21 protein-coding genes are annotated in these 22,698 nt (G+C 64.4%); 20 read left to right on the top strand and 1 reads right to left on the bottom strand.

Annotated features, from left to right (window positions below; all coding sequences use genetic code 11):
• Window positions 1–12 precede the first annotated feature (12 nt).
• The 18 genes from efp to ACSW29_RS21745 all read left to right on the top strand — a co-directional run bounded on the left by efp (window position 13) and on the right by ACSW29_RS21745 (window position 19,804).
• Window positions 13–576 carry an elongation factor P gene (efp, locus tag ACSW29_RS21830; RefSeq protein WP_003944958.1) on the top strand — a complete coding sequence of 188 codons (564 nt, stop codon included), beginning with the start codon at window positions 13–15 and terminating at the stop codon, window positions 574–576.
• A complete protein-coding gene (gene nusB, locus ACSW29_RS21825) occupies window positions 577–1,074 on the top strand; it encodes a transcription antitermination factor NusB (RefSeq protein WP_214886555.1) in 498 nt (165 codons plus the stop codon). It abuts the gene before it with no gap.
• Window positions 1,075–1,257: 183 nt separating this feature from the next.
• Window positions 1,258–1,899, top strand: coding sequence for a bifunctional pyr operon transcriptional regulator/uracil phosphoribosyltransferase PyrR (gene pyrR / locus ACSW29_RS21820; RefSeq protein WP_230815537.1), 642 nt, complete (start codon window positions 1,258–1,260; stop codon window positions 1,897–1,899).
• On the top strand, window positions 1,896–2,840 hold the full coding sequence (locus ACSW29_RS21815) for an aspartate carbamoyltransferase catalytic subunit (protein ID WP_230815538.1): 945 nt from the start codon (window positions 1,896–1,898) through the stop codon (window positions 2,838–2,840). Before pyrR ends, ACSW29_RS21815 begins: the two co-directional genes overlap by 4 nt.
• A 26-nt stretch (window positions 2,841–2,866) precedes the next feature.
• Complete coding sequence (locus tag ACSW29_RS21810) at window positions 2,867–4,174, top strand: dihydroorotase (RefSeq protein ID WP_448278274.1); 1,308 nt, start codon at window positions 2,867–2,869, stop codon at window positions 4,172–4,174.
• A 6-nt stretch (window positions 4,175–4,180) separates the two neighbouring features.
• The gene (locus tag ACSW29_RS21805; RefSeq protein ID WP_230815540.1) at window positions 4,181–4,747 is read left to right on the top strand and encodes a PH-like domain-containing protein; all 567 of its coding nucleotides are present in this window, start codon (window positions 4,181–4,183) and stop codon (window positions 4,745–4,747) included.
• Complete coding sequence (gene carA, locus ACSW29_RS21800; RefSeq protein WP_230815541.1) at window positions 4,744–5,919, top strand: glutamine-hydrolyzing carbamoyl-phosphate synthase small subunit; 1,176 nt, start codon at window positions 4,744–4,746, stop codon at window positions 5,917–5,919. Before ACSW29_RS21805 ends, carA begins: the two co-directional genes overlap by 4 nt.
• A complete protein-coding gene (gene carB, locus ACSW29_RS21795; RefSeq protein ID WP_448278273.1) occupies window positions 5,919–9,290 on the top strand; it encodes a carbamoyl-phosphate synthase large subunit in 3,372 nt (1,123 codons plus the stop codon). The genes carA and carB overlap by 1 nt, the downstream gene beginning before the upstream one ends.
• Window positions 9,287–10,108, top strand: a complete 822-nt coding sequence (gene pyrF / locus ACSW29_RS21790; protein ID WP_230815543.1) for an orotidine-5'-phosphate decarboxylase — start codon at window positions 9,287–9,289, stop codon at window positions 10,106–10,108. The genes carB and pyrF overlap by 4 nt, the downstream gene beginning before the upstream one ends.
• Before the next feature lie 57 nt (window positions 10,109–10,165).
• Window positions 10,166–11,365: a glycosyltransferase 87 family protein gene (locus tag ACSW29_RS21785; protein ID WP_448278272.1), complete on the top strand. Its 1,200-nt coding sequence runs from the start codon at window positions 10,166–10,168 to the stop codon at window positions 11,363–11,365.
• Window positions 11,366–11,734: 369 nt separating this feature from the next.
• Entirely contained in the window at window positions 11,735–12,055 is a 321-nt protein-coding gene (gene mihF, locus ACSW29_RS21780) for an integration host factor, actinobacterial type (RefSeq protein ID WP_003944825.1), read from the top strand.
• Window positions 12,056–12,091: 36 nt separating this feature from the next.
• Window positions 12,092–12,691: a guanylate kinase gene (gene gmk, locus ACSW29_RS21775; protein WP_029255329.1), complete on the top strand. Its 600-nt coding sequence runs from the start codon at window positions 12,092–12,094 to the stop codon at window positions 12,689–12,691.
• 98 nt (window positions 12,692–12,789) lie between these two features.
• Window positions 12,790–13,089, top strand: a complete 300-nt coding sequence (rpoZ, locus tag ACSW29_RS21770; RefSeq protein ID WP_003944996.1) for a DNA-directed RNA polymerase subunit omega — start codon at window positions 12,790–12,792, stop codon at window positions 13,087–13,089.
• Window positions 13,086–14,384, top strand: a complete 1,299-nt coding sequence (gene coaBC / locus ACSW29_RS21765) for a bifunctional phosphopantothenoylcysteine decarboxylase/phosphopantothenate--cysteine ligase CoaBC (protein ID WP_374228042.1) — start codon at window positions 13,086–13,088, stop codon at window positions 14,382–14,384. The genes rpoZ and coaBC overlap by 4 nt, the downstream gene beginning before the upstream one ends.
• A gap of 188 nt (window positions 14,385–14,572) precedes the next feature.
• Entirely contained in the window at window positions 14,573–15,787 is a 1,215-nt protein-coding gene (metK, locus tag ACSW29_RS21760; protein ID WP_230815546.1) for a methionine adenosyltransferase, read from the top strand.
• A gap of 25 nt (window positions 15,788–15,812) precedes the next feature.
• A complete protein-coding gene (locus ACSW29_RS21755; protein WP_317827971.1) occupies window positions 15,813–17,831 on the top strand; it encodes a primosomal protein N' in 2,019 nt (672 codons plus the stop codon).
• A 190-nt stretch (window positions 17,832–18,021) separates the two neighbouring features.
• Window positions 18,022–18,690 (top strand): PadR family transcriptional regulator, encoded by a 669-nt coding sequence (locus tag ACSW29_RS21750; RefSeq protein ID WP_308251486.1) that lies wholly within the window; start codon window positions 18,022–18,024, stop codon window positions 18,688–18,690.
• Between the two features lie 94 nt (window positions 18,691–18,784).
• On the top strand, window positions 18,785–19,804 hold the full coding sequence (locus tag ACSW29_RS21745) for an esterase/lipase family protein (RefSeq protein ID WP_448278271.1): 1,020 nt from the start codon (window positions 18,785–18,787) through the stop codon (window positions 19,802–19,804).
• Window positions 19,805–19,831: 27 nt separating this feature from the next.
• Here the strand turns inward: ACSW29_RS21745 and ACSW29_RS21740 are convergent, their stop codons facing one another.
• Window positions 19,832–20,038 carry a hypothetical protein gene (locus ACSW29_RS21740; RefSeq protein WP_003944900.1) on the bottom strand — a complete coding sequence of 69 codons (207 nt, stop codon included), beginning with the start codon at window positions 20,036–20,038 and terminating at the stop codon, window positions 19,832–19,834.
• A gap of 288 nt (window positions 20,039–20,326) precedes the next feature.
• On the opposite strand from ACSW29_RS21740, the gene fmt reads away from it, so the two are divergent.
• Window positions 20,327–21,250, top strand: coding sequence for a methionyl-tRNA formyltransferase (gene fmt, locus ACSW29_RS21735; RefSeq protein WP_230815549.1), 924 nt, complete (start codon window positions 20,327–20,329; stop codon window positions 21,248–21,250).
• Window positions 21,247–22,695, top strand: a complete 1,449-nt coding sequence (locus ACSW29_RS21730; protein ID WP_230815550.1) for an RsmB/NOP family class I SAM-dependent RNA methyltransferase — start codon at window positions 21,247–21,249, stop codon at window positions 22,693–22,695. The genes fmt and ACSW29_RS21730 overlap by 4 nt, the downstream gene beginning before the upstream one ends.
• Window positions 22,696–22,698 lie beyond the last annotated feature (3 nt).

Below are 22,698 nucleotides of genomic sequence, written 5' to 3'. Positions count from 1 at the left end.
GACGCGAAGCAAGTGGCTTCCACCAGTGATTTCAAGAATGGTCTGGTTCTGCAGATCGAAGGCCAGCTGTGGACGATCATCGAGTTCCAGCATGTCAAGCCCGGCAAGGGCCCTGCCTTCGTGCGCACCAAGCTCAAGAACGTGCTCTCGGGCAAGGTAGTGGACAAGACGTTCAACGCCGGTGTGAAGGTCGAGACCGCCACGGTCGACCGTCGTGACATGACCTACCTGTACCACGACGGCAGCGACTACATCTTCATGGACGGCGACACCTACGACCAGGTGTCGATCAGCGAATCCACCGTCGGCGACCAGTCGCGTTTCCTGCTCGAGAACATGGCCGTCCAGGTCGCGACCCACGAAGACGTTCCCCTCTTCGTCGAGCTTCCGGTCACGGTCGAGCTCGTCGTCAAGCACACCGACCCGGGCCTGCAGGGCGACCGCTCCACCGGCGGCACCAAGCCTGCCACCCTCGAGACCGGTGCCGAGATCAACGTGCCGCTCTTCATCAACACCGGTGACAAGCTCAAGGTCGATTCCCGTGACGGCAACTACCTCGGGCGTGTGAATTCCTGAGTGTCCGGCACACATAAGAAACTCGGTGCACGCCACAAGGCGCGCAAGCGTGCCGTCGACTTCCTCTTCGAAGCCGAAGCACGTGACCTCGATCCGGTCGCACTCGCATCGGAGCGTTCCGACCTGGCCGTCAAGGACGACGCGGTAGCGCCCGTCGCGGCCTACACCGTCACGTTGGTCTCCGGAGTTGCGGAGAACCTGGATCGCATCGATCAGGTCATCTCCTCGCATCTGCAGGATTGGACGCTCGAGCGTCTGCCCGCCGTGGACCGCGCGATTCTGCGTATCGCCGTGTGGGAGCTCTTCCACGCGACGGACGTTCCGCCGGTTGTCGCCGTGGACGAGGCCGTCGAACTCGCGAAGCAGCTTTCGACGGACGACTCTCCGGGATTCGTCAACGGAATCCTCGGGCAGGTTGTTCTCGTTGCGCCGCAGGTCCGATCGGCTGCAGCTGCGACATCTCAGCGCGCGCAGGAATCGGATTCGGGTACCGAGTAGCAAGTTTTGTTCCACCACCCGCCGTGCGAGTCGCACAGATGTCACTGCGCGAGTTGTGTGCCTGCACACAACCGGTCAGAGTCACTGCTCGCGCGGCGGGATCAGGTCTGTCGGCTGATAGGGTGGGGACCGTCAGACATCCTTTAACGATCCGTCCAGTGAGGCGGAGAAGGAGGTCGCTGCATGAGCGTGCCCGAAGGGTCTCGCCCATCCGATCTTGCAGGTCCAGATAACGCGAAGGCACCCGCCGGTGCCGAGGCAAGTAGCGAGACCCGCGAATTGTTGTCCGCCCAGGATGTGGGCCGGACCATCGCGCGGATCGCTCACGAGATCATAGAGAAAACCGCACTCGACGGACCAGAGGGAACAGCCCCGCGTGTGGTCCTGATCGGTATCCCGACGCGCGGCACCACACTCGCCACGCGACTGCGGGCCAAGATCGAAGAATTCTCCGGTGTGCGTCTTCCCATCGGATCTCTCGACATCACGCTCTACCGGGATGACCTCCGGAACAAACCGCACCGCCCGCTCGAGCGAACGTCCGTCCCCGAAGGCGGCGTCGACAACGCTTTGGTCGTTCTCGTGGACGATGTCCTCTTCTCCGGACGCACCGTGCGCTCCGCCCTCGATGCGTTGCGCGATCTCGGTCGCCCCCGTGCGGTGCAACTCGCGGTGTTGGTCGATCGCGGTCACCGTGAACTGCCGCTGCGCGCCGATTACGTCGGCAAGAACGTCCCGACCGCGAGGTCCGAGGACGTCAAGGTTCTCCTCCAGGAGCACGACGGCAGGGAAGCGGTAGTCATCTCCGGAGGTAAGAGCGCGTGAAGCACCTTCTTTCCATCGCAGACCTCAATCGTGAGTCCGCGGTAGAACTTCTCGACGAGGCAGAACGGTTCGAGCAGGCGCTTCTGGGCCGCGAGGTACGCAAACTCCCGACGCTGCGCGGACGCACGGTCATGACGGTGTTCTTCGAGAACTCGACGCGCACCCGGGTGTCTTTCGAGGTGGCAGGCAAGTGGATGAGTGCCGACGTCATCAACGTCAGCGCGTCCAGTTCCTCGGTGTCCAAGGGCGAATCCCTACGCGATACGGCGATGACCTTGCGCGCGGCCGGTGCCGACGCACTCATCGTGCGCCACCCGGCGTCGGGTGCCGCCCATCAGATCGCCAAGTGGACCGGAGCGGCCGACGACGGTGGCCCTGCAGTCATCAACGCAGGTGACGGCACGCACGAGCATCCCACCCAGGCGCTTCTCGACGCTCTGACCCTCCGCCAGCGCCTCGGCGACATCGAGGGCAAGCGGATCGCCATCGTCGGCGACATTCTGCACAGTCGTGTGGCGCGCTCCAATGCGCTGCTGCTGTCGATGCTCGGCGCCGAGGTTGTTCTTGTTGCCCCGCCGACGCTGCTGCCGGTCGGTGCGCACACGTGGCCGGTCACGGTCTCGCATTCACTCGACGCCGAACTGCCCGGCCTCGACGCGGTGCTGATGCTCCGTGTTCAGGCCGAGCGCATGAACGGCGGCTTCTTCCCGTCGCAGCGCGAGTACTCGATCAACTACGGCCTGTCCGAGAAGCGACTGGCGATGCTGGCCGATCATGCGGTGGTGTTGCACCCCGGTCCGATGCTGCGCGGCATGGAGATCGCATCCGCCGTCGCCGATTCCTCGAAAACTGCTGTACTGCAACAGGTTACCAACGGTGTGCACATGCGCATGGCTGTCTTGTTCCGACTTCTCGTCGGTTCAGAGGACGGTGCGCTGTGACGAGAAACGAGAACGGAGAATCACCCGTGAGTGTCCTGCTCCGCGGAGTCCTGATCTACGGAGAAGGGGAGCCCGCCGACGTACTCGTCGGCGAGGGCACCATCCTCGAGATCGGCGTGAACCTCGATCCGGCCACGGCGTCCGAGGTGATCGACGCCGGCGGGCAGATCCTGCTTCCCGGCTTCGTGGACCTGCACACACATCTGCGTGAGCCAGGTCGCGAGGATACCGAGACCATCGAAACCGGCAGCTCGGCAGCCGCTCTGGGTGGATACACCGCGGTCTTCGCGATGGCCAACACGAGCCCTGTCGCCGACTCGGTGGTCGTCACCGATCACGTCTGGCGACGTGGGCAGGAAGTCGGCCTCGTCGACGTCCATCCAGTCGGCGCAGTCACAGCGGGCCTGGAAGGCAAGCAACTCGCCGAAATGGCGACAATGGCGGCCGGCGTCGGCAAGGTCAAGATGTTCTCCGACGACGGTCATTGCGTCTACGACCCACTGATCATGCGTCGCGCGCTCGAATACTCCAGCTCGCTGGGCGTTCTGATCGCGCAGCACGCCGAAGAGCCGCGCCTGACGGTTGGTGCGGTTGCGCACGAGGGGCCCACCGCTGCACGTCTCGGCCTGGCCGGGTGGCCGCGAGCAGCCGAAGAATCGATCGTGGCCCGCGACGCACTGCTCGCGCGTGACGCCGGTGCCCGCGTTCACATCTGCCACGCATCCACCGCCGGAACCGTCGAGCTCGTGAAGTGGGCTCGCAGCCAAGGGATTTCGATCACCGCCGAGGTCACGCCGCATCACCTGCTCCTCGACGATTCACGTCTCGAGACGTACGACGCGATCAACAAGGTCAACCCTCCCTTGCGTGAGGCCAGCGATGTTGCTGCCCTGCGCAAGGGTCTGGCCGAGGGCATCATCGACTGCGTCGCGACCGACCATGCGCCGCACGCCGAGCAGGACAAGTGCTGCGAATTCGCAGCCGCTCGCCCCGGGATGCTCGGCCTCGAGACAGCGCTCTCGATCATCGTCGAGACGATGGTCCAGCCTGGCCTGTTGGACTGGCGCGGTGTTGCCCGGGTCATGAGCGAGCGCCCCGCGGCAATCGTCGGCCTCGACGATCAGGGCCGCCCCATCGAGGTGGGGGAGCCCGCGAACCTGACATTGGTCGATCCGTCGGCCGAGTGGACGGTCCACGGCCCCGACCTGGCGAGTGTCGCGCATAACACTCCGTACGAGTCGATGACATTGCCCGCTCGGGTCACGACCACACTGTTACGTGGCCGCATCACCGCACACGACGGGAATGTGCGGCTGCGGAGTAGCGAGGAGTAGCGCGTCATGGACAGAGCACTGTGGATCATCGGTCTGGCGATCTTCTGGGTCGCGATGATCGGCCTGATGTACGTCGGCTGGCGTGGACGCGCTCGACGCCAGAAAGACAAGATCGGCGAGTTGCCGACGGTACCGGCAACTCTGGGTGAACTGCTCGTCCTGCCGACCACTGGCCTGTACGTCGGCAGCACGATTGCGCCCAGCTGGCAGGACCGTATCGCCGTCGGCGACCTCGGTTTTCGTGCCACCTGCGAGATCAGCCGCTACAGCGGCGGAATTCTCGTCGAGCGTGACGGTGCGTCGGCGATCTGGATCCCGGAGAAGTCGATCCGCGCGATCCGCACGGAGAGCGGTCTCGCCGGCAAGGTCATGAGCAAGGACGGCGTCCTGGTGATCCGCTGGGAATTGCCGAGTGGAACCGAGATCGACACGGGCGTGCGCGGTGACGACAAGACGGTTTATCCGGACTGGGTCAAGCCGGTAACTGCTTCGAACAAGACTGCTTCGAACAAGACGAATGACAATGAAGACGCAAGCTCTGGCGACATCGAGCAGAACGGAAAGAACGCATGAGCGGCTTTGACAACAGCCCCGCAGTACTGGTCCTCGAAGACGGACGGGTGTTCCGCGGAACCACCTTCGGTGCGGTTGGACAGACCCTGGGCGAAGCGGTGTTCAGCACCGGCATGACCGGCTACCAGGAAACGCTCACTGATCCCAGCTACCACCGCCAGATCGTGGTCTCCACAGCGCCGCAGATCGGCAACACCGGCTGGAACGACGAAGACGACGAGTCGGTCGGACCGACGGGTGAGCGCGCCGGCGCAAAGATCTGGGTTGCCGGCTACGTGGTCCGCGATCCTTCTCGGGTCACCTCGAGTTGGCGTGCAACGGGCTCGCTGCAGGCCAAGCTCGAAGAGCAGGGCATCGTCGGAATCGCCGGTATCGACACCCGCGCCCTGGTTCGCCACCTGCGCACCCGCGGCTCGATGAAGGCCGGTGTCTTCTCGGGTGAGGCAATCGCCGCCGAGGACGAACTGGTCCGACGGGTTCAGGATCAGCCGACCATGCTCGGCGCCGATCTTGCCGGTGAGGTCAGCACCACCAGCGGCTACGTCGTCGAGCCGAAGGGCGGGGAGGCGCTGTACACGGTTGCCGCCATCGACCTCGGTATCAAGACCAACACCCCGCGCATGTTCGCCGAGCGCGGTATCCGCGTCCACGTGTTGCCGTCCAACGCGAGTCTCGAACAGATCCTCGACCTGAAGGCCGACGGAGTGTTCCTCTCCAACGGTCCCGGTGACCCGGCCACCGCCGACGGCGCAGTCCACCTCACGAAAGAGGTCATCGGACAGGGCTTGCCGCTGTTCGGTATCTGCTTCGGTAACCAGATCCTGGGCCGTGCCCTGGGCCTGAGCACCTACAAGATGAAGTTCGGCCACCGCGGCATCAACATCCCGGTGATCGAGCATCAGACCGGTCGCATCGCGATCACCGCTCAGAACCACGGCTTCGCGCTAGAAGGCGAAGCCGGTCAGGAATTCGACACCCCGTTCGGTCGCGCGGTGGTCAGCCACACCTGCGCCAACGACGGCGCCGTCGAAGGTGTTCGCCTGCTGGACGATTCGGCCTTCTCGGTGCAGTACCACCCGGAAGCCGCAGCCGGTCCGCACGACGCTGCGTACCTCTTCGACCGCTTCACCAGCCTGCTCTCCGCACGGAAAGAAACCGGAGTCAAGAACTAATGCCACGCCGTACAGATCTCAAGCACATCCTGGTAATCGGCTCCGGTCCGATCGTCATCGGTCAGGCCTGCGAGTTCGACTACTCGGGCACCCAGGCCTGCCGCGTCCTCCAGGAGGAGGGCCTGCGCGTCAGCCTGGTCAACTCCAACCCCGCCACCATCATGACGGACCCCGAGTTCGCCGACGCCACGTACGTCGAGCCGATCACGGCCGAGTTCCTCGAGAAGGTCATCGCCAAGGAAGCCTTGCAGGGCAACAAGATCGACGCCGTCCTCGCGACGCTCGGCGGTCAGACTGCTCTCAACGCCGCAGTGGCGCTGCACGAGCAGGGAATCCTCGAGAAGTACGACGTCGAACTGATCGGCGCCGATTTCGACGCCATCCAGCGCGGCGAGGATCGCCAGAAGTTCAAGGACATCGTTGCCAAGGTCGGTGGCGAATCCGCGAAGTCCGCAGTTTGCTACACGATGGACGAAGTACACGCCACGGTCGCCGAACTCGGTTACCCGGTTGTCGTGCGTCCGTCCTTCACCATGGGCGGCCTTGGTTCCGGCATGGCGTACGACGTCGACGATCTCAACCGCATCGCCGGTGGCGGTCTGGCCGCGTCGCCGACGGCGAACGTCCTGATCGAGGAATCCATCCTCGGCTGGAAGGAATACGAACTCGAGCTCATGCGCGACAGTCGCGACAACGTCGTGATCGTCTGCTCCATCGAGAACGTCGACCCGGTCGGTGTCCACACCGGAGACTCGGTCACCGTCGCTCCGGCGATGACGCTGACCGACCGCGAGTACCAGGCGATGCGCGACCTTTCCATCGACATTCTGCGTGAGGTAGGCGTCGACACCGGCGGCTGCAACATCCAGTTCGCGATGGACCCGAAGGACGGCCGCCTGGTCGTCATCGAGATGAACCCGCGCGTTTCCCGCTCGTCGGCTCTGGCGTCGAAGGCGACCGGTTACCCAATTGCCAAGATGGCCGCCAAGCTTGCCATCGGCTACACGCTCGACGAGATCGTCAACGACATCACCAAGGAAACCCCGGCTTGCTTCGAGCCGACACTCGACTACGTCGTCGTCAAGGCTCCGCGGTTCGCTTTCGAGAAGTTCCCCGGTGCCGACGGAACCCTGACCACCACGATGAAGTCGGTAGGCGAGGCCATGAGCATCGGCCGCAACTTCACCGAGGCTTTCGGCAAGGTCATGCGTTCACTCGAGACCAAGCGTGCGGGTTACTGGACCGGCGCCGACATCGAGACGGAGAGCCTGGACGCACTGCTCGCCGATCTGAGCGTTCCGCAGGACGGCCGCATGTACGGCATCGAGAAGGCATTCGCCCTCGGCGCAACTGTCGAGCAGCTCTTCGACGCCACCAAGATCGATCCGTGGTTCCTCGACCAGTTCCAGCAGATTCACGAGCTCGGTGAAAAGCTGCGCGCTGCAGAGTCTTTCGACGAGGCTGCCCTGCGTCAGGCCAAGTACCACGGCATCTCGGACCGCCAGATCGCGGCTCTGCGCCCCGAACTCGGTGGTGACACGCACGCAGGTGAGGACGCCGTTCGCGCTCTGCGTGATCAGCTTGGCGTGCGACCTGTCTACAAGACCGTCGACACCTGCGCCGCAGAGTTCGAGGCCAAGACGCCGTACCACTACTCGACCTACGAGCTTGATCCTGAGGCCGAGTCCGAAGTTGCTCCACAGACCGAGCGACCCAAGGTTCTGATCCTCGGATCCGGCCCCAACCGCATCGGCCAGGGCATCGAGTTCGACTACTCGTGTGTCCACGCGGCGCAGACGCTGTCCGAGGCCGGGTACGAGACCGTCATGGTCAACTGCAACCCCGAGACCGTCTCCACGGACTACGACACCGCTGATCGCCTGTACTTCGAGCCGCTGACATTCGAGGACGTCTTCGAGGTCTACCGCGCGGAGGCGCAGTCGGGCACCGTTGCCGGCGTCATCGTCCAGCTCGGCGGCCAGACCCCGCTCGGATTGGCGAAGCGCCTCGAAGCTGCCGGCGTTCCCATCGTGGGAACCAGCCCCGCAGCCATCGACCTGGCGGAGGACCGCGGCGAATTCGGTCGCGTGCTCACCGAAGCCGGTCTGCCTGCACCGAAGTTCGGTACCGCCACCACGTTCGACGGCGCCCGCGAGATCGCGGCAGGCATCGGCTACCCGGTGCTGGTGCGTCCGTCGTACGTGCTCGGTGGACGCGGCATGGAGATCGTGTACGACGAGGCTTCCCTCGCCGACTACATCTCGCGCGCCACGGAGATCTCCGACGACCGCCCGGTTCTGGTCGACCGCTTCCTCGAAGACGCAGTCGAGATCGACGTCGACGCTCTGTGCGACGGCACCGAGGTGTACCTCGGCGGCGTCATGGAGCACATCGAGGAAGCCGGCATTCACTCCGGTGACTCGGCGTGTGCGCTTCCGCCCATCACCCTGGGTCGTGCGGATCTCGAGAACGTCCGCCGCTCCACCGAGGCTCTTGCAAAGGGCATCGGTGTCAAGGGCCTGCTCAACGTCCAGTACGCCCTCAAGGACGACATCCTCTACGTGCTGGAAGCGAACCCCCGCGCCAGCCGTACGGTTCCGTTCGTGTCCAAGGCGACGGCCGTCCAGCTGGCCAAGGCATGCGCCCGCGTCATGCTCGGCGAATCCATCGCCGAGCTGCGCGCAAGCGGCATCCTGCCGGCGACCGGTGACGGTGGAAACACTCCGGCCGGTGCACCGATCGCGGTCAAGGAAGCTGTGTTGCCGTTCAACCGCTTCCGCCGCGCCGACGGTACCGGCGTGGATACCTTGCTCAGCCCGGAGATGAAGTCCACCGGTGAGGTCATGGGAATCGACTTCGACTTCGGTACGGCTTTTGCCAAGTCGCAGACCGCTGCCTACGGATCGTTGCCCACCACGGGCGCGGTGTTCGTCTCGGTCGCCAACAAGGACAAGCGTTCGCTGATCTTCCCGGTCAAGCGCCTGGCAGATCTCGGATTCACCATCCTTGCTACCGAGGGGACCGCGGATGTCTTGCGGCGCAACGGTATCGAGTGCAAGCAGGTGTACAAGCAGTCGGGTGAAGATGTTCCGGCCGGCGCCGAGACCATCGTCGACCAGATCCGCAGCGGTGAGGTCGCCATGGTCATCAACACGCCTTACGGCAACAACGGCCCGCGCGTCGACGGCTATGAGATCCGAAGCGCAGCAGTCGCGTCGAACATTCCGTGCATCACGACGGTCCAGGGCGCCTCGGCCGCCGTGCAGGGCATCGAAGCGGCCATCCGCGGCGACATCGGAGTTCACTCCCTGCAGGAACTGCACGCAGGTCTTCGCCAGCCGGCACAGCAGTCGCCGGCACAGCAGTCGTGAGTCACAGTTGGGGGCATCGTCTCCGGTCCGCGATCGCGGACCGGGGGCGGCTGTGCGTCGGTATCGACCCGCATCCCGCGCTTCTCGATGCGTGGGGACTGCCACGTACGGCTGAAGGTCTCGAGACTTTCGCCGAGATCTGCGTCGAGGCGTTCACCGGTGAGGTGGGGCTCGTCAAACCTCAGGTTGCGTTCTTCGAGGCCTACGGTAGCGCCGGCTTCGCCGTGTTGGAGCGGACCATTTCGGTCCTTCGCGATGCGGGAACACTTGTCGTCGCGGACGCCAAGCGTGGTGACATCGGGTCGACCATGGACGCGTACGCGCAAGCCTGGTTGGGTGATTCGCCGTTGACCTCCGACTCGGTCACCGTCTCGCCGTACTTGGGGTTCGGGGCGCTGGCTCCCACACTCGAACTGGCAAGGCAGAACGCACGCGGGATCTTCGTGCTGGCACGAACGTCCAATCCCGAGGGTGGCGTACTTCAACAGTCGTCGGCCGACGGTGTGAGTGTGGCTCAGTCGATCGTCAACGCTGCGGTCGACGCGAACGCCGACGGCCGCGACACCGTCGGACTGGTGGTCGGTGCTACTCGGGACCACGGACTGGACCTGTCCCACTTCAACGGCCCGATTCTCGCTCCGGGGCTCGGCGCGCAGGGCGCAACGGCAGCGGATCTCGCAGACATTTTCGCGGGATCGACGGAACTCCTGCTGCCGAACACTTCCCGTGGAGTGCTCCAGCATGGTCCTTCGGTATCGGCACTTCGGGAGGCAGCAATGCGTGACCGAGACGAGATCGAAGCCGCATTGGCGAACTGATCCGTGAGTGACCTCGAGGCTCGTTCGAGCGGTGGAACCCGGTGGTACCGTCCGTCGGTGAATCGTTGGTGGCAGATCGGACTTCTCATCGCGGCGTGTGCGCTGCTGGCCACCGGGTTCCAATCCGTCACCGGCGTGCACGGCGACGATCTCGCCGTGTACCGGACGGCGGGTCAAGCCGTCCTCGACGGCTCGAACCTGTACGACGAGTCGTTCAACGCGAGATTGCCGTTCACGTATCCGCCCTTCGCTGCGCTCGTCGCGGTTCCCGTCGCCTTGGGTTCCTGGGGTGCGCTCCAGTGGGGATGGAGTTTTGTCAGCCTTCTGATGCTGGCAGCGATCATCGTGCTCAGCTATCGCGAAGTCCCGTTCACACGTAGGCGGCCAGTAGTCGTCTACGTGGGTTTCCTGGTCCTGTGGACGGCGGCATCGCCAATTTCCGATCACCTCGGGTACGGGCAGGTCGGGTTGTTCCTGACACTCCTGTGCCTGATCGACGTGCTGGCTCGGCCACGGTGGATTCCCGAAGGTGTGCTGGTGGGGATCGCCGGGGCGGTCAAACTGGTGCCACTCGTCTACATCGGCTACTACGTGATCACCGGGCGTTGGAAAGCAGTCGCGGGCGGCCTCGCCGGATTCCTGGGCGCCACGGCGCTCGGCTTTGCCGTTCTCCCACGCCAGACGATCGACTACTTCGGTGACATCGCCTCACTCTCGGGGCGCGTCGCGGTCGGTGACCCGTCCGTGTTCGGCAACCAGTCCGTGCGCGGAATGGCCTTGCGGCTACTTCCCGAGGGCCTGGTGGGTCCCGCATGGCTCTTCGCCTGTGCAGTGTTGGGTGTCCTCGGAATTGTCGCAACGCGGCGTGCTCAGCGCCTGCGGGGTGATCTTGCCGGTTTCACGGTGATGGCCCTGCTGGCGGCGATCGTGACCCCCATTGCCTGGACCCACCACTTCGTGTGGTTGGTGCCTGCGGTGGGCGTGCTCCTCGTGCCGATCAAGTCGGGGGTGGGGGAGGGCACTCGATCAGTGCCCGTGTGGTCCTGGATCGCAATCGCCCTCACCGCTGCCGTCGTGCTGTTTCGGCTTCCTCGCGTCGGCGCGGACATGGATGTCCCGGTCTTCGGCTTCGTTCTGGAGAATTCGTTGCTCTGGGCGAGCCTCGCGGTGGTTCTCGCTCTGGCTGCCCCCGGCGCGAGCCGCACCGAACCCGAGACGGTCGACGCCGACGATCCGAAATCGTCGCTGCAGACCTGAAAACAGGCCGCGACACGCGCATAGGCGCCGAAAATGCTCGAAAATTTTGAATGTGTCGGCGACCACGTTCATTCCCGCAGGTAACGATTTCGCACACATGCACGGGGCGGCCGTGCCGCAATTGTCGAAATACTTTGTGTTACAGTCTATTTCGGTACGGTGCGCACGTTCATGTTGCGCCGAATCCGTCTCGATCTCACCGAAAATGGCGACGATCCGTGACATCGATTCGTCGCGCATAACCCACCGCGATCCGCATCGGACCGCGGGGGGTGGGTTAGCAATTCCCGCCAGGCGTGAGTACGGTCGCTATCGCTGCTGGTTATCAGCGGAATAGACAAAATTTGCACACGACGAGACGGAGGAACCGTGGCCCTTCCCCAGTTGACTGATGAGCAGCGCGCTGCTGCTTTGGAGAAGGCAGCTGCTGCCCGCAAGGCCAGGGCTGAGCTCAAGGAGCGCCTGAAGCGTGGCGGCACCGACCTCAAGCAGGTCCTCAAGGACGCCGAAGACAACGAAATCTTGGGCAAGATGAAGGTTTCGGCACTGCTCGAGGCGCTGCCCAAGGTGGGCAAGGTCAAGGCTCAGGAGATCATGACCGAGCTGGAGATTGCACCGACCCGTCGCCTTCGTGGCCTCGGTGATCGGCAGCGCAAGGCTCTGCTCACCAAGTTCGACTTCGAGGCCTGAGCCGACAAGTGATGATTGCTGACGCGGCAGTGTCTGATGATTGCTGACGCAACAGTGTCAGAGAGCAAGACCGCAGTGCGGAGGGGTCGGCTGGTTGTACTGGCCGGCCCTTCGGCTGTCGGTAAGTCCAGCGTCGTTCGCGAGCTGAGAACTCGGTTGCCTGAACTTGTTTTCAGCGTTTCGGCGACCACTCGCGATCCCCGTCCAGGTGAAGTGGACGGCAAGGACTACCGATTCACCTCCCGTGAAGAATTTCAACGGATGATCGACTCCGGTGAACTTCTCGAATGGGCGGAAATCCACGGCGGTCTGCAGCGCTCCGGCACCCCCGCAGCTCCGATCGAAGAAGCGCTCGAAGCTGGAAAGCCCGTACTCGTCGAGGTCGATCTCGCCGGAGCACGAGCTGTCCGCCAGGCGATGCCCGAAGCTTTGTTGGTGTTCATGGCTCCACCGAGCTGGGACGTTCTGGTGCAACGGCTGACCGGACGGGGAACCGAAACGGAAGACGTCGTGGCACGCCGACTCGAGACGGCCCGAGTGGAATTGGCCGCACAGGACGAGTTCGACACGGTCATCGTGAACGAGGATGTAAGCCGTGCTTGCGATGAGTTGGTATCCTTGTTGGTTGGGAACTGATTCCGCACCCTTCGGGAACCGATTTCCACCCCGTTTCTCAGATATCCGGATCGATAAAACTAGTTCTTCAATGAAGATCTAATTCAGGAGACAAAAGAGTGAGCAGCACTTCAGCCGCGTCCGCAGCAGGTCAGGGCGCTCTGCCTGCCTACGACACCCCGCTCGGCATCACCAACCCGCCGATCGACGAGTTGCTCGAACGCACCTCTTCCAAGTACGCCCTGGTCATCTACTCGGCCAAGCGTGCGCGCCAGATCAACGACTACTACAACCAGCTCGGTGACGGCATCCTCGAATACGTCGGACCTCTGGTGGAGCCCGGTCTGCAGGAAAAGCCGCTGTCCATCGCGTTGCGTGAAATCCACGCTGATCTCCTCGAGCACACCGAAGGCGAGTGAGCACCACGTCTGCCGCACCCGAACCTCGTTCGGGTGTCGGGGGAGTGTCCGACGCGCCCACATCGATACGTAAGCGCATCGTCGTCGGTGTCGGTGGGGGTATCGCCGCGTACAAAGCGTGCTCGATCATCCGCAGCTTCACCGAGAGTGGTCATCACGTCCGCGTGATTCCGACCGAATCCGCTCTGGAGTTCGTCGGCCGCGCCACGTTCGAAGCACTCTCCGGCAACCCGGTTCACACCGGCGTCTTCAACGACGTCCCGCAGGTTCCGCATGTCCGCCTCGGACAGGAAGCCGATCTCGTTGTCATCGCGCCGGCAACCGCTGATCTGATGGCGCGAGCTGTCATGGGCCGCGCAGACGACCTCTTGACGGCCACTTTGTTGACCGCTCGCTGTCCGGTCGTCTTCGCCCCCGCAATGCACACCGAGATGTGGGAACACCCCGCAACGGTGTCCAACGTCGCGACACTGCGCTCGCGCGGCGTCCACGTGATCGAACCTGCTTCCGGGCGTTTGACCGGTAAAGACACCGGAGCGGGGCGACTTCCCGAGCCCGACGAGATCGTCGGTTTGGCGTCGTTGCTCCTCGAGCGCTCGGATGCATTGCCGCGAGACCTGGAAGGTCGCCGCATTCTGGTCACCGCCGGCGGTACTCGCGAGCCTCTTGATCCCGTGCGTTTTCTCGGTAATCGCAGCTCGGGAAAACAGGGGTACGCACTCGCCCGTCTGGCCGTACAACGCGGCGCACACGTCACGCTGATCGCCGGCTACACGGCAGATCTCGCCGACCCTGCCGCCGTCGACGTCGTGCACATCAAGACGGCCGAAGATCTCCGACTGGCAGTCGAGAAGCACGCACCCGGACACGACGGAGTCGTCATGGCTGCGGCTGTCGCGGACTTCCGCCCCACCACCGTCGAAGGCAGCAAGATCAAGAAGGGCGCAAACGAACCCGACTCGATCAGCCTCACTCGGAATGCCGACATACTCGCCGGCCTCGTCGAAGCGCGTCGTGACGGCGATCTGGATGCTCGAACGGTCATCGTCGGATTCGCCGCAGAGACCGGTGACGCTCACGGTGACGTTCTCAGTTACGCCCGCTCCAAGCTTGCCCGAAAAGGCTGCGACCTCCTCGTCGTCAATGCTGTCGGCGAGGGCAAGGCGTTCGAGGTCGATCACAACGACGGTTGGCTGCTCGGTTCGGACGGTTCGGAGTCCGCTCTCGAGCACGGATCCAAGGCCCTGATGGCCAGCCGAGTGCTCGACGCCCTGGTCAAGCTCTTCCCCGAGTAGCGACTCGCGCCCGGTGGTGAGAGTTACCCCACGATAATCGGGTGAGTGCAAGGGTGTTGCGCAGGCGGTCCAACCGTTATCGTCGGCTCAGCCCCCAGCTAACAAAGCATGACAAAACGGTCACCGAACGGTGATTCGGATACTTCAATAAGCTGTAGTCAAGAACTCAGTCGTCGAGAGGGAGATCTGTGAGCAAGTCCGGCAGTCGGCTATTCACCAGCGAGTCCGTCACCGAGGGGCACCCGGACAAGATCTGTGACGCGATCAGCGACTCGATCCTCGACGCGCTGCTCACCCAGGACCCGCGCGCCCGCGTGGCCGTCGAAACGCTGGTCACCACCGGCCAGGTTCACGTAGCCGGTGAGGTCACCACCACTGCGTACGCGGATATCCCGAAGATCGTGCGCGATACGGTCCTCGAGATCGGCTACGACAGCTCCGCGAAGGGTTTCGACGGAAACTCGTGCGGCGTGAACGTCGCGATCGGCGCCCAGTCACCCGAGATCGCACAGGGTGTCGATCACTCGCACGAGGCTCGCGTCGACGGAATCAGTGACGACGAGATCGACCGTCAGGGTGCCGGCGACCAGGGCCTGATGTTCGGCTACGCCACCACCGACACTCCGGAACTGATGCCGCTGCCCATCGCGCTGGCGCATCGTCTGTCCCGCCGGTTGACCGAGGTCCGCAAGTCCGGCGTGCTGCCGTACTTGCGCCCGGACGGTAAGACCCAGGTCACCATCGAGTACGACGGCGACAAGGCCGTTCGTCTCGACACGGTGGTCATCTCCACCCAGCATGCAGCGGACATCGACCTCGACAACCTGCTGACGCCGGACCTTCGCGAGAAGGTACTCCACTCGGTGCTGACCGACGTGAACCTCACTGACCTGGACACCTCTGACGTTCGTCTTCTGGTCAACCCGACGGGCAAGTTCGTCCTCGGTGGCCCGATGGGTGATGCCGGCTTGACCGGTCGCAAGATCATCGTCGACACGTATGGCGGAATGGCTCGTCACGGCGGCGGCGCATTCTCCGGCAAGGATCCGTCAAAGGTCGACCGCAGCGCTGCCTACGCTATGCGCTGGGTCGCGAAGAATGCGGTTGCCGCAGGTCTGGCCGACCGCATCGAGGTTCAGGTCGCCTACGCCATCGGCAAGGCAGCCCCGGTCGGACTCTTCGTCGAAACCTTCGGCACCGAGAAGACCGATCCGGCACGGATCCAGAAGGCGATCACCGAGATCTTCGACCTGCGTCCGGGAGCGATCATCCGCGACCTCGACCTGCTGCGTCCGATCTACGCGCAGACGGCGGCGTACGGTCACTTCGGTCGCACCGACATCGAGCTCCCGTGGGAGAGCACGGATCGTGCCGACAAGCTGCGTAGCGCAGCTGGTCTCTGATCACTGACGTACAGACGGGGCGCGGGTGGGCGCGGAAAGAGTAGCGGCAGAAGTCGATCCGGTCGCCCGGGTGCTGCCGATGCTCCCGCTCGCTCACCTCGACCGTGAATTCGACTACCTCGTTCCTCGTGAACTCGAAGCGGATGCGCAGCCCGGAGTCCGGGTGCGTATCCGCTTCGCTGGTCGGTTGGTGGACGGCTTCATCGTCTCGCGCGAGGCAACCAGTGACCACCAGGGGAAGTTCGGCTGGCTCGAACGCGTCATCTCGTCCGAACGGGTCCTGACGGCCGAAATCGCGCAGGTCGTCGATCGCGTGGCCGAACGCTACGCCGGAACCCGTGCCGATGTTCTCCGCTTGGCGGTACCGCCGCGCCACGCGAAGGTCGAAGCCGAAGTGTGGGAGCCTGCGGAGCCGCCGTCTGCTCCGGAACTGATCGAACATGGTTGGTATCTCTACAGATTCGGTGACGCATTCCTGACCGCGATTCGCGAATCGAAAAGTCCGCGCGCAGTCTGGCAGGCGTTGCCCGGCGAAAACTGGCCCTTGCGTCTGGCCGAACTCGCCGGCGCAGTAGCGGCAAGCGGGAAATCCGCGATTCTTGTTGTGCCCGACCAACGCGACCTGGACCGCGTACTCGCCGCATGCACCGAACTCTCCGGAGCTGATGCCGTGGTGGGTCTGTCCGCGGGATTGGGACCAGCCATGCGATACCGAAAGTGGCTCGCTGCACTGCGCGGGACCGCCCGGATCGTTGTCGGCACGCGGAGCGCTGTTTTCGCGCCGACACCCGAGACCGGTCTGGTTGTCGTCTGGGACGACGGCGACGACAATCTCTCCGAGCCGCGGTCGCCGTATCCACATGCCCGTGAAGTTGCCGTCCTGCGTGGCTACGTCGCCGGGTGCGCCGTGGTGATCGGTGGGTTCTCACGAACCGCAGAAGCCCAGGTTCTCGTCGATTCGGGATGGGCGCACGATCTGGTCGCCACGCGGGACGTCGTTCGGGCCCACGCACCCAAGATCACGGCGCTGGCCGACAGCGATCAAGCCTTGGCCCGCGATCCGGGAGCAAGAGCGGCTCGGTTGCCCGCCATTGCATTCGCGGCTGCCCGGCGCGCCCTCGGCGAGGGCAACGGAGTCCTGGTGCAGGTACCGCGCCGGGGGTACGTACCGACCTTGGCCTGCGGAAAGTGCCGTGCCCCGGCACGGTGCCGTCGGTGCAACGGTCCACTGGCGCTTCCCGCTGCGGCTGGTCCGGACGGCGCCGGGACCCCGGCGTGCCGCTGGTGCGGGGTTGCCGATGCCGCCTACCGATGTCATGCGTGTGGCGCGAAAGCGTTGCGGGCGGTCGTGGTCGGTGCCGGCCGAACTGCCGAAGAGCTCGGGCGGGCATTTCCCGGAGTGAAAGTCGTACTGTCCGGGGGCGGTGATGTGGTCAAGGAATTGCCGCACGGGCCCGCATTGGTGGTGTCGACGGTCGGTGCGGAGCCCGTGATGACGGGCGGCTACGGCGCAGCGCTTCTGCTCGACGGCTGGGCGTTGCTCGGTCGGCCGGACCTTCGCGCCGCCGAGGAAACACTCAGACGCTGGATGTCGGCTGCTGCCATGGTGATTCCGCTGTCCGAAGGCGGGGAAGTTGTGGTTGTCGCGGACTCGGGTATCCCGACGGTGCAGGCATTGGTCCGGTGGGATCCGGTGGGACACGCACAGTCCCAATTCGAGGAGCGAGACGAGGTCGGCTTTCCTCCGGCCGTGCACATGGCTGCGATCGACGGTGGATCCGCTGCGATCGCGGAGCTGGTGGAGTCGGCTGAACTACCGGCGAGTGCTGTGCTTCTTGGCCCAGTGGAATTGCCTGCGGGGGAGCGGCTTCCGTATTCCGGTGAGGACGAGAGTGGTGTCGCGCCGGAGCGAATGCTGGTCCGCGTCCCACGTAAGGACGGTCGCGGCCTTGCGGATGCTCTGGCACATGCGCGTGCCGCGCGCAGTGCGCGGAAGTCTTCGGGTCCGGTCCGCATTCAGATCGATCCGCGCCGCATCGGCTGAGTGTCGCGTGAGCAGGTGCGTGCTTGCGCGCACCGATAATCTTGCACAGTCCGGTATGACGATATATCGTCGAACTATCAACGATAGTGATGGAGGTTTAGCGATGGATGCAAGTTTCCCGAACGAGGGGATGTTCGGCCGTCGAGGCTTTTTCGGCGCTTTCGGACGTGAGCAGCGGCCGCCCTTTGTGATGTGGGTGCCGACGGACGATGGCGCGCCGGATGGCGCTCCCCGCGAGCACGACGGCGGGCGTCGTGGTCGACCGCACGAGCGTCCGGGCTTCGGCGACATGCCACGCAGAGGCCACCGACGAGGGCGATTCGGTCCCGACGGCGGACCCGGCCCCGGCTTCGGTCCGGGCGCACAGTTCGGTCGCGGGCGAGGACGTGGTGGCCGCGGCCGTCGCGGAGACGTGCGCGCCGCGATTCTGCTCTTGATCGCCGAAGAGCCGATGCACGGCTACGAATTGATTCAACAGATCGTCGAGCGCAGTGGCGGCGTCTGGAAGCCGAGTCCGGGCTCCATCTATCCCGCCCTGTCCCAACTCGAGGACGAAGGTCTGGTGATCATCGAAAAGGTCGCCGGTCGCAAGACTGCCAAGCTGACCGAAGAAGGGGTTGCGTACGTCGAGGAGCATCGCGCCGATCTCGGGGCGCCGTGGGATGACGTTCGTCTCAGCGTGGGGGAGCCTGAGCAGGACCTTCGTGAACTGATCGGCCAGTTGATGGGCGCGGCCGGTCAAGTGGCCGCCGTAGGCACGCCCGCGCAGGTCAAGGCCGCAGCCGACGTGCTGGTCGAGGCACGCAAATCGTTGTACCGAGTGCTCGCCGGTGACGATGCCGGTGAAGGCGGCAATTGAGACGCCGGATACCTACTGTTCGGTAGGGTATGCGCCCCGAACTTTCTGGTGTTACGGTCAGCTCCCTCGTAGGATCAGAGCAGGAGCAGGAGCAATGTCTGGCGTCAAACGGTCTGTGGGACTGACATTTTCGGTAGCAGTGGCGCTGCTGATCGGAGCACCGCCCGCGATATCGGCTGCCGCACCGGCGCTCCCGTCCTCGAGTGCCGATGCGATGGACGTTCCCCTCGACATCGGCCCAGGCCAGGTGTCCCGTTCCGTAGCCACCGCATTCGCGCATGCTCATCCCGGATCTGCCCCTGCCGGGTCGAACGATTTCGGATGTGCGCCCTCCGCAGCGCATCCCCGGCCGGTTGTGCTCGCCCACGGGACCGACACCGAGGCGTACGCGGATTGGGCGGCTCTGTCACCCGCACTCGCCGAGGACGGATACTGCGTATTCGCCCTCAACTACGGCGGTGCGATCAAAGAAGAAGACGGGGACGTCGCACATGAGACGTACGGCGTCGGCGACATAGTCGGTAGTGCCACCGCGTTCGCTTCCTTCGTCGATCAGGTGCTGACCGCGACGGGCGCGGACAAGGTCGACGTCATCGGCTATTCGCAAGGCGCGACGGTGACGCGGTACTACGTCAACAAGATGGGCGGGGACGCCTACGTCGATCATTGGGTCGGTTTGGCTTCGCCGACCTACGGCGGGGTGATGTTCGGGTTGGTTCCGATCGTCCGCGCGATCCCCGGTGGAGAAGACTTCGTCGAAGAAGTCTTCTCCCGAGCTGTCCGCGAGCAGATGCAGGGTTCCGATACGTTGAACGCGCTCAACGACGGCGGTGACACCGTACCCGGTGTGCGCTACACGACAATCGGGTCGACTGTCGACGAGATGATCCAGCCATCTTCGAACATCGCACTGCGGAGCGCCGGTACGGAGAACATCGTTCTCCAGGATCTGTGCCCGTCGAACCTGACCGGTCATTTCCGCATGCCGTACGACCCCTACGTGATCGACGTCATCCGGACGGTTCTGGATCCCGACGCCGAGCGGCACGCTTCGTGTAGCGCGGTGCCGCTCGGCACGGATATTCCTCGAGTGGTCATCGACGCCAATTCGTGAGCGCCGAAATCACTTCGGTCAGGATCCTTACTCGGCGAGCTTGGCAGTGGCCTGAGCCCACAGGAAGAACTTGTTGGTTCCCAGATCGCGGACCGTCTTGATGTTGAACGCTGCCTTCAAATGTTCTGCGTCCGAATCGCTTACGCCGTTGAGTGCCGCCACCGGGGCGTCCGCCAATTCTTCGACGGACTTTCCCGCGTAGGCCTTGTCGAACTTACTGTCGATGCCTGCCATCTAAGTTCCTCCGTGTGATCGGTGTTGCCCGTATCAGCCTCCGCCGAGTGGCGACGACAGAAACAGTCAATACCGACGACCGGTGAATCTGCAGGGTTCTGAGCAAAGAAATTCTCGAGAAACTGATGCGGTGTGGCGGGAGGTAGGTCGCAGCTCGTGCAGTCCTTAGACTGACAGTTCCATCCACCGACACATCCGGGAGCATTTTCGTGAGTTGCAGTCCACCGCGTTCGACAGGCCGATCGGCTGATCAGAGTCCGAAGAGCCCACCGAAACGGGAGAGCTGACATGCGCGTCGTGTTCGCCGGGACACCGGAACCGGCTGTTCCCTCCTTGCGTCGGCTCATCGAGTCGGCCAACCACGAAGTGGTCGCTGTCGTCACGCGTCCCGACGCCGTTGCCGGTCGAGGCCGAAAAGTCACCCGATCGCCGATCGGATTGCTCGCCGACGAGCACGGCATCCCGGTGCTGACACCGACCAAGGCGTCCGATCCCGACTTCGCGGCCGAACTCGCACGGCTCGAACCGGACTGCGCACCCGTTGTCGCCTACGGAAACTTGTTGCCGCAGAACGTACTCGACATCCCGAAATTCGGTTGGGTCAATCTGCATTTCTCCCTGCTCCCCGCCTGGCGCGGTGCCGCGCCGGTGCAGGCCGCGATCAGTGCCGGTGACGAGGTGACCGGAGCCAGCGCGTTTCGTTTGGAAGCCGGTATGGATACCGGCCCGGTGTACGGAGTGATGACCGAGCGAATTCGTGACACCGATACGGCAGGCGACCTGCTCGGACGTCTCGCGGAAAACGGCGCTGCCCTACTCGAATCAGTACTCGACGGACTCGAGGCCGGAGAGATCAACGCGGTTCCGCAGTCGGCCGACGGCGTCTCGTACGCCCCCAAGGTGACTGTGGAGGCTGCCCGTGTGAAGTGGGAGTTGCCCGCGCGCACGATCGACCGTCACATCCGTGCCGTCACCCCCGCGCCCGGCGCGTGGACGATGATCGGTGACCTACGGGTCAAGGTCGGGCCGGTCACCGTCACGGACGAGACCCTGGCAACCGGTGAGATCTCGGTACGCAAGGATGGTCTGTACATCGGTACCGCGACCACCGCGGTACGACTCGGGCAGGTTCAGCCCCCGGGCAAGAAATTGATGTCGGCAGGGGACTGGGCACGCGGTGCCCGACTCGACGCGGAGGTACGAGCACAGTGACCGAATCACGACGACCGGCACGACGGACACAGGGGCCCGGAGCCAAGAACGCAGCCGGTGGAAAGAACACCAAGCCGAAGCAGGCCAAGCGACCGGATCCGGCCACCGCCGGGCTCGATCAACCGCGACTGGCTGCGCGCGACGTACTTCGCGCGGTCCGTGAACGTGACGCGTACGCCAACCTGGTACTGCCAGGACTGCTTCGCGATCGCAAGCTCGACGCGCGCGACGCTGCGCTGGCAACCGAACTCGCGTACGGTGCCGCACGCGCTCAGGGTCTGTTGGACGCGGTCATCGCGCATGCAGCGGGTCGGCCGATCGAGGAGATCGACGGAACCCTGCTCGACGTTCTCCGTCTGGGCTCGTATCAACTGTTGCGGACCCGCGTTGCCCCGCACGCCGCTGTTGCCACCTCGGTCGACCTCGTTCGCGCCGAAAACGGTCAGGGCCGAGCAGGATTCGTCAACGCAGTCCTGCGTCGTGTCTCCGAACGCACTCAGGACGAGTGGGTCGAGCTGCTGGCCCCGAAGGACCCGATCGGCCGACTCGCCTTCGAGCACGCCCACCCCCTGTGGATCGCGCAGGTGTTTGCGGACTCGCTCGGCGCCGCAGCCGGAGAGCTCGAAGACGTCCTGATCGCCGACGACGCCCGCCCCGCCGTGCACCTCGTCGCCCGCCCAGGTGAGATCTCCGCCGAGGAGCTCGCGCTGGTGACCGGCGGCGAGATCGGGCCGTACTCGCCGTACGCCGTGCATCTCGACGGCGGTGACCCCGGACAGCTCGAGGCGGTTCGCCAAGGCTTGGCGGGCGTGCAGGACGAGGGCAGTCAGCTGGTTGCCCGCGCCCTCAGCATTGCTCCTCTCGAAGGTGAAGACGCCGGCCGCTGGCTCGACCTCTGCGCAGGTCCAGGAGGTAAGGCGGCGCTTCTCGGCGCTCTTGCCGGTATCGAAGGCGGACGGCTCGACGCCGTCGAGCCCGTCGAACACCGTGCCGAGCTGATCCGCAAGACCACTCGAGAGCTTCCCGTGGACGTGCACGTGGCGGACGGCCGTGAATCCGGACTCGAACCCGGCTACGACCGCATCCTCGTCGACGCTCCCTGCACCGGCTTGGGTGCCCTGCGTCGGCGCCCGGAAGCTCGTTGGCGTCGCCAGCCGTCCGATGTCGCGCCGCTCGTGAAGTTGCAGCGCGAATTGCTCGCCGCTGCAATCGAACTGGTACGCCCGGGCGGAGTGGTGCTGTACTCGACATGTTCGCCGCACCTGTCGGAAACGCTGGCAGTCGTCGCCGACGCAGTGCGGCGTCACGGCGTCGTGGAACTCGACACCAAGCAACTGGTGCCCGGTGTTCCGGACGTCGGAGACGGGACTTCGGTTCAGTTGTGGCCACACCGGCACGGCACGGACGCGATGTTCATGGCCGCTTTGCGCAAGCCGCTGGCCTGATCG

It is taken from the genome of Rhodococcus sp. GB-02, assembly GCF_053470465.1.
The sequence above is the reverse complement of the archived record's forward strand: the minus strand, read 5'-3'. Positions and strand labels throughout refer to the sequence as shown.

Excerpts from the sequence above, each read along its gene's own strand:
- carB (WP_448278273.1), top strand. The coding sequence starts at position 5,919 with ATGCCACGCCGTACAGATCTCAAGCACATCCTGGTAATCGGCTCCGGT.
- carA (WP_230815541.1), top strand. The coding sequence starts at position 4,744 with ATGAGCGGCTTTGACAACAGCCCCGCAGTACTGGTCCTCGAAGACGGA.
- gmk (WP_029255329.1), top strand. The coding sequence starts at position 12,092 with ATGATTGCTGACGCAACAGTGTCAGAGAGCAAGACCGCAGTGCGGAGG.
- fmt (WP_230815549.1), top strand. The coding sequence starts at position 20,327 with ATGCGCGTCGTGTTCGCCGGGACACCGGAACCGGCTGTTCCCTCCTTG.
- ACSW29_RS21750 (WP_308251486.1), top strand. The coding sequence starts at position 18,022 with ATGTGGGTGCCGACGGACGATGGCGCGCCGGATGGCGCTCCCCGCGAG.
- ACSW29_RS21745 (WP_448278271.1), top strand. The coding sequence starts at position 18,785 with ATGTCTGGCGTCAAACGGTCTGTGGGACTGACATTTTCGGTAGCAGTG.
- ACSW29_RS21740 (WP_003944900.1), bottom strand. The coding sequence starts at position 20,038 with ATGGCAGGCATCGACAGTAAGTTCGACAAGGCCTACGCGGGAAAGTCC.
- pyrR (WP_230815537.1), top strand. The coding sequence starts at position 1,258 with ATGAGCGTGCCCGAAGGGTCTCGCCCATCCGATCTTGCAGGTCCAGAT.
- ACSW29_RS21805 (WP_230815540.1), top strand. The coding sequence starts at position 4,181 with ATGGACAGAGCACTGTGGATCATCGGTCTGGCGATCTTCTGGGTCGCG.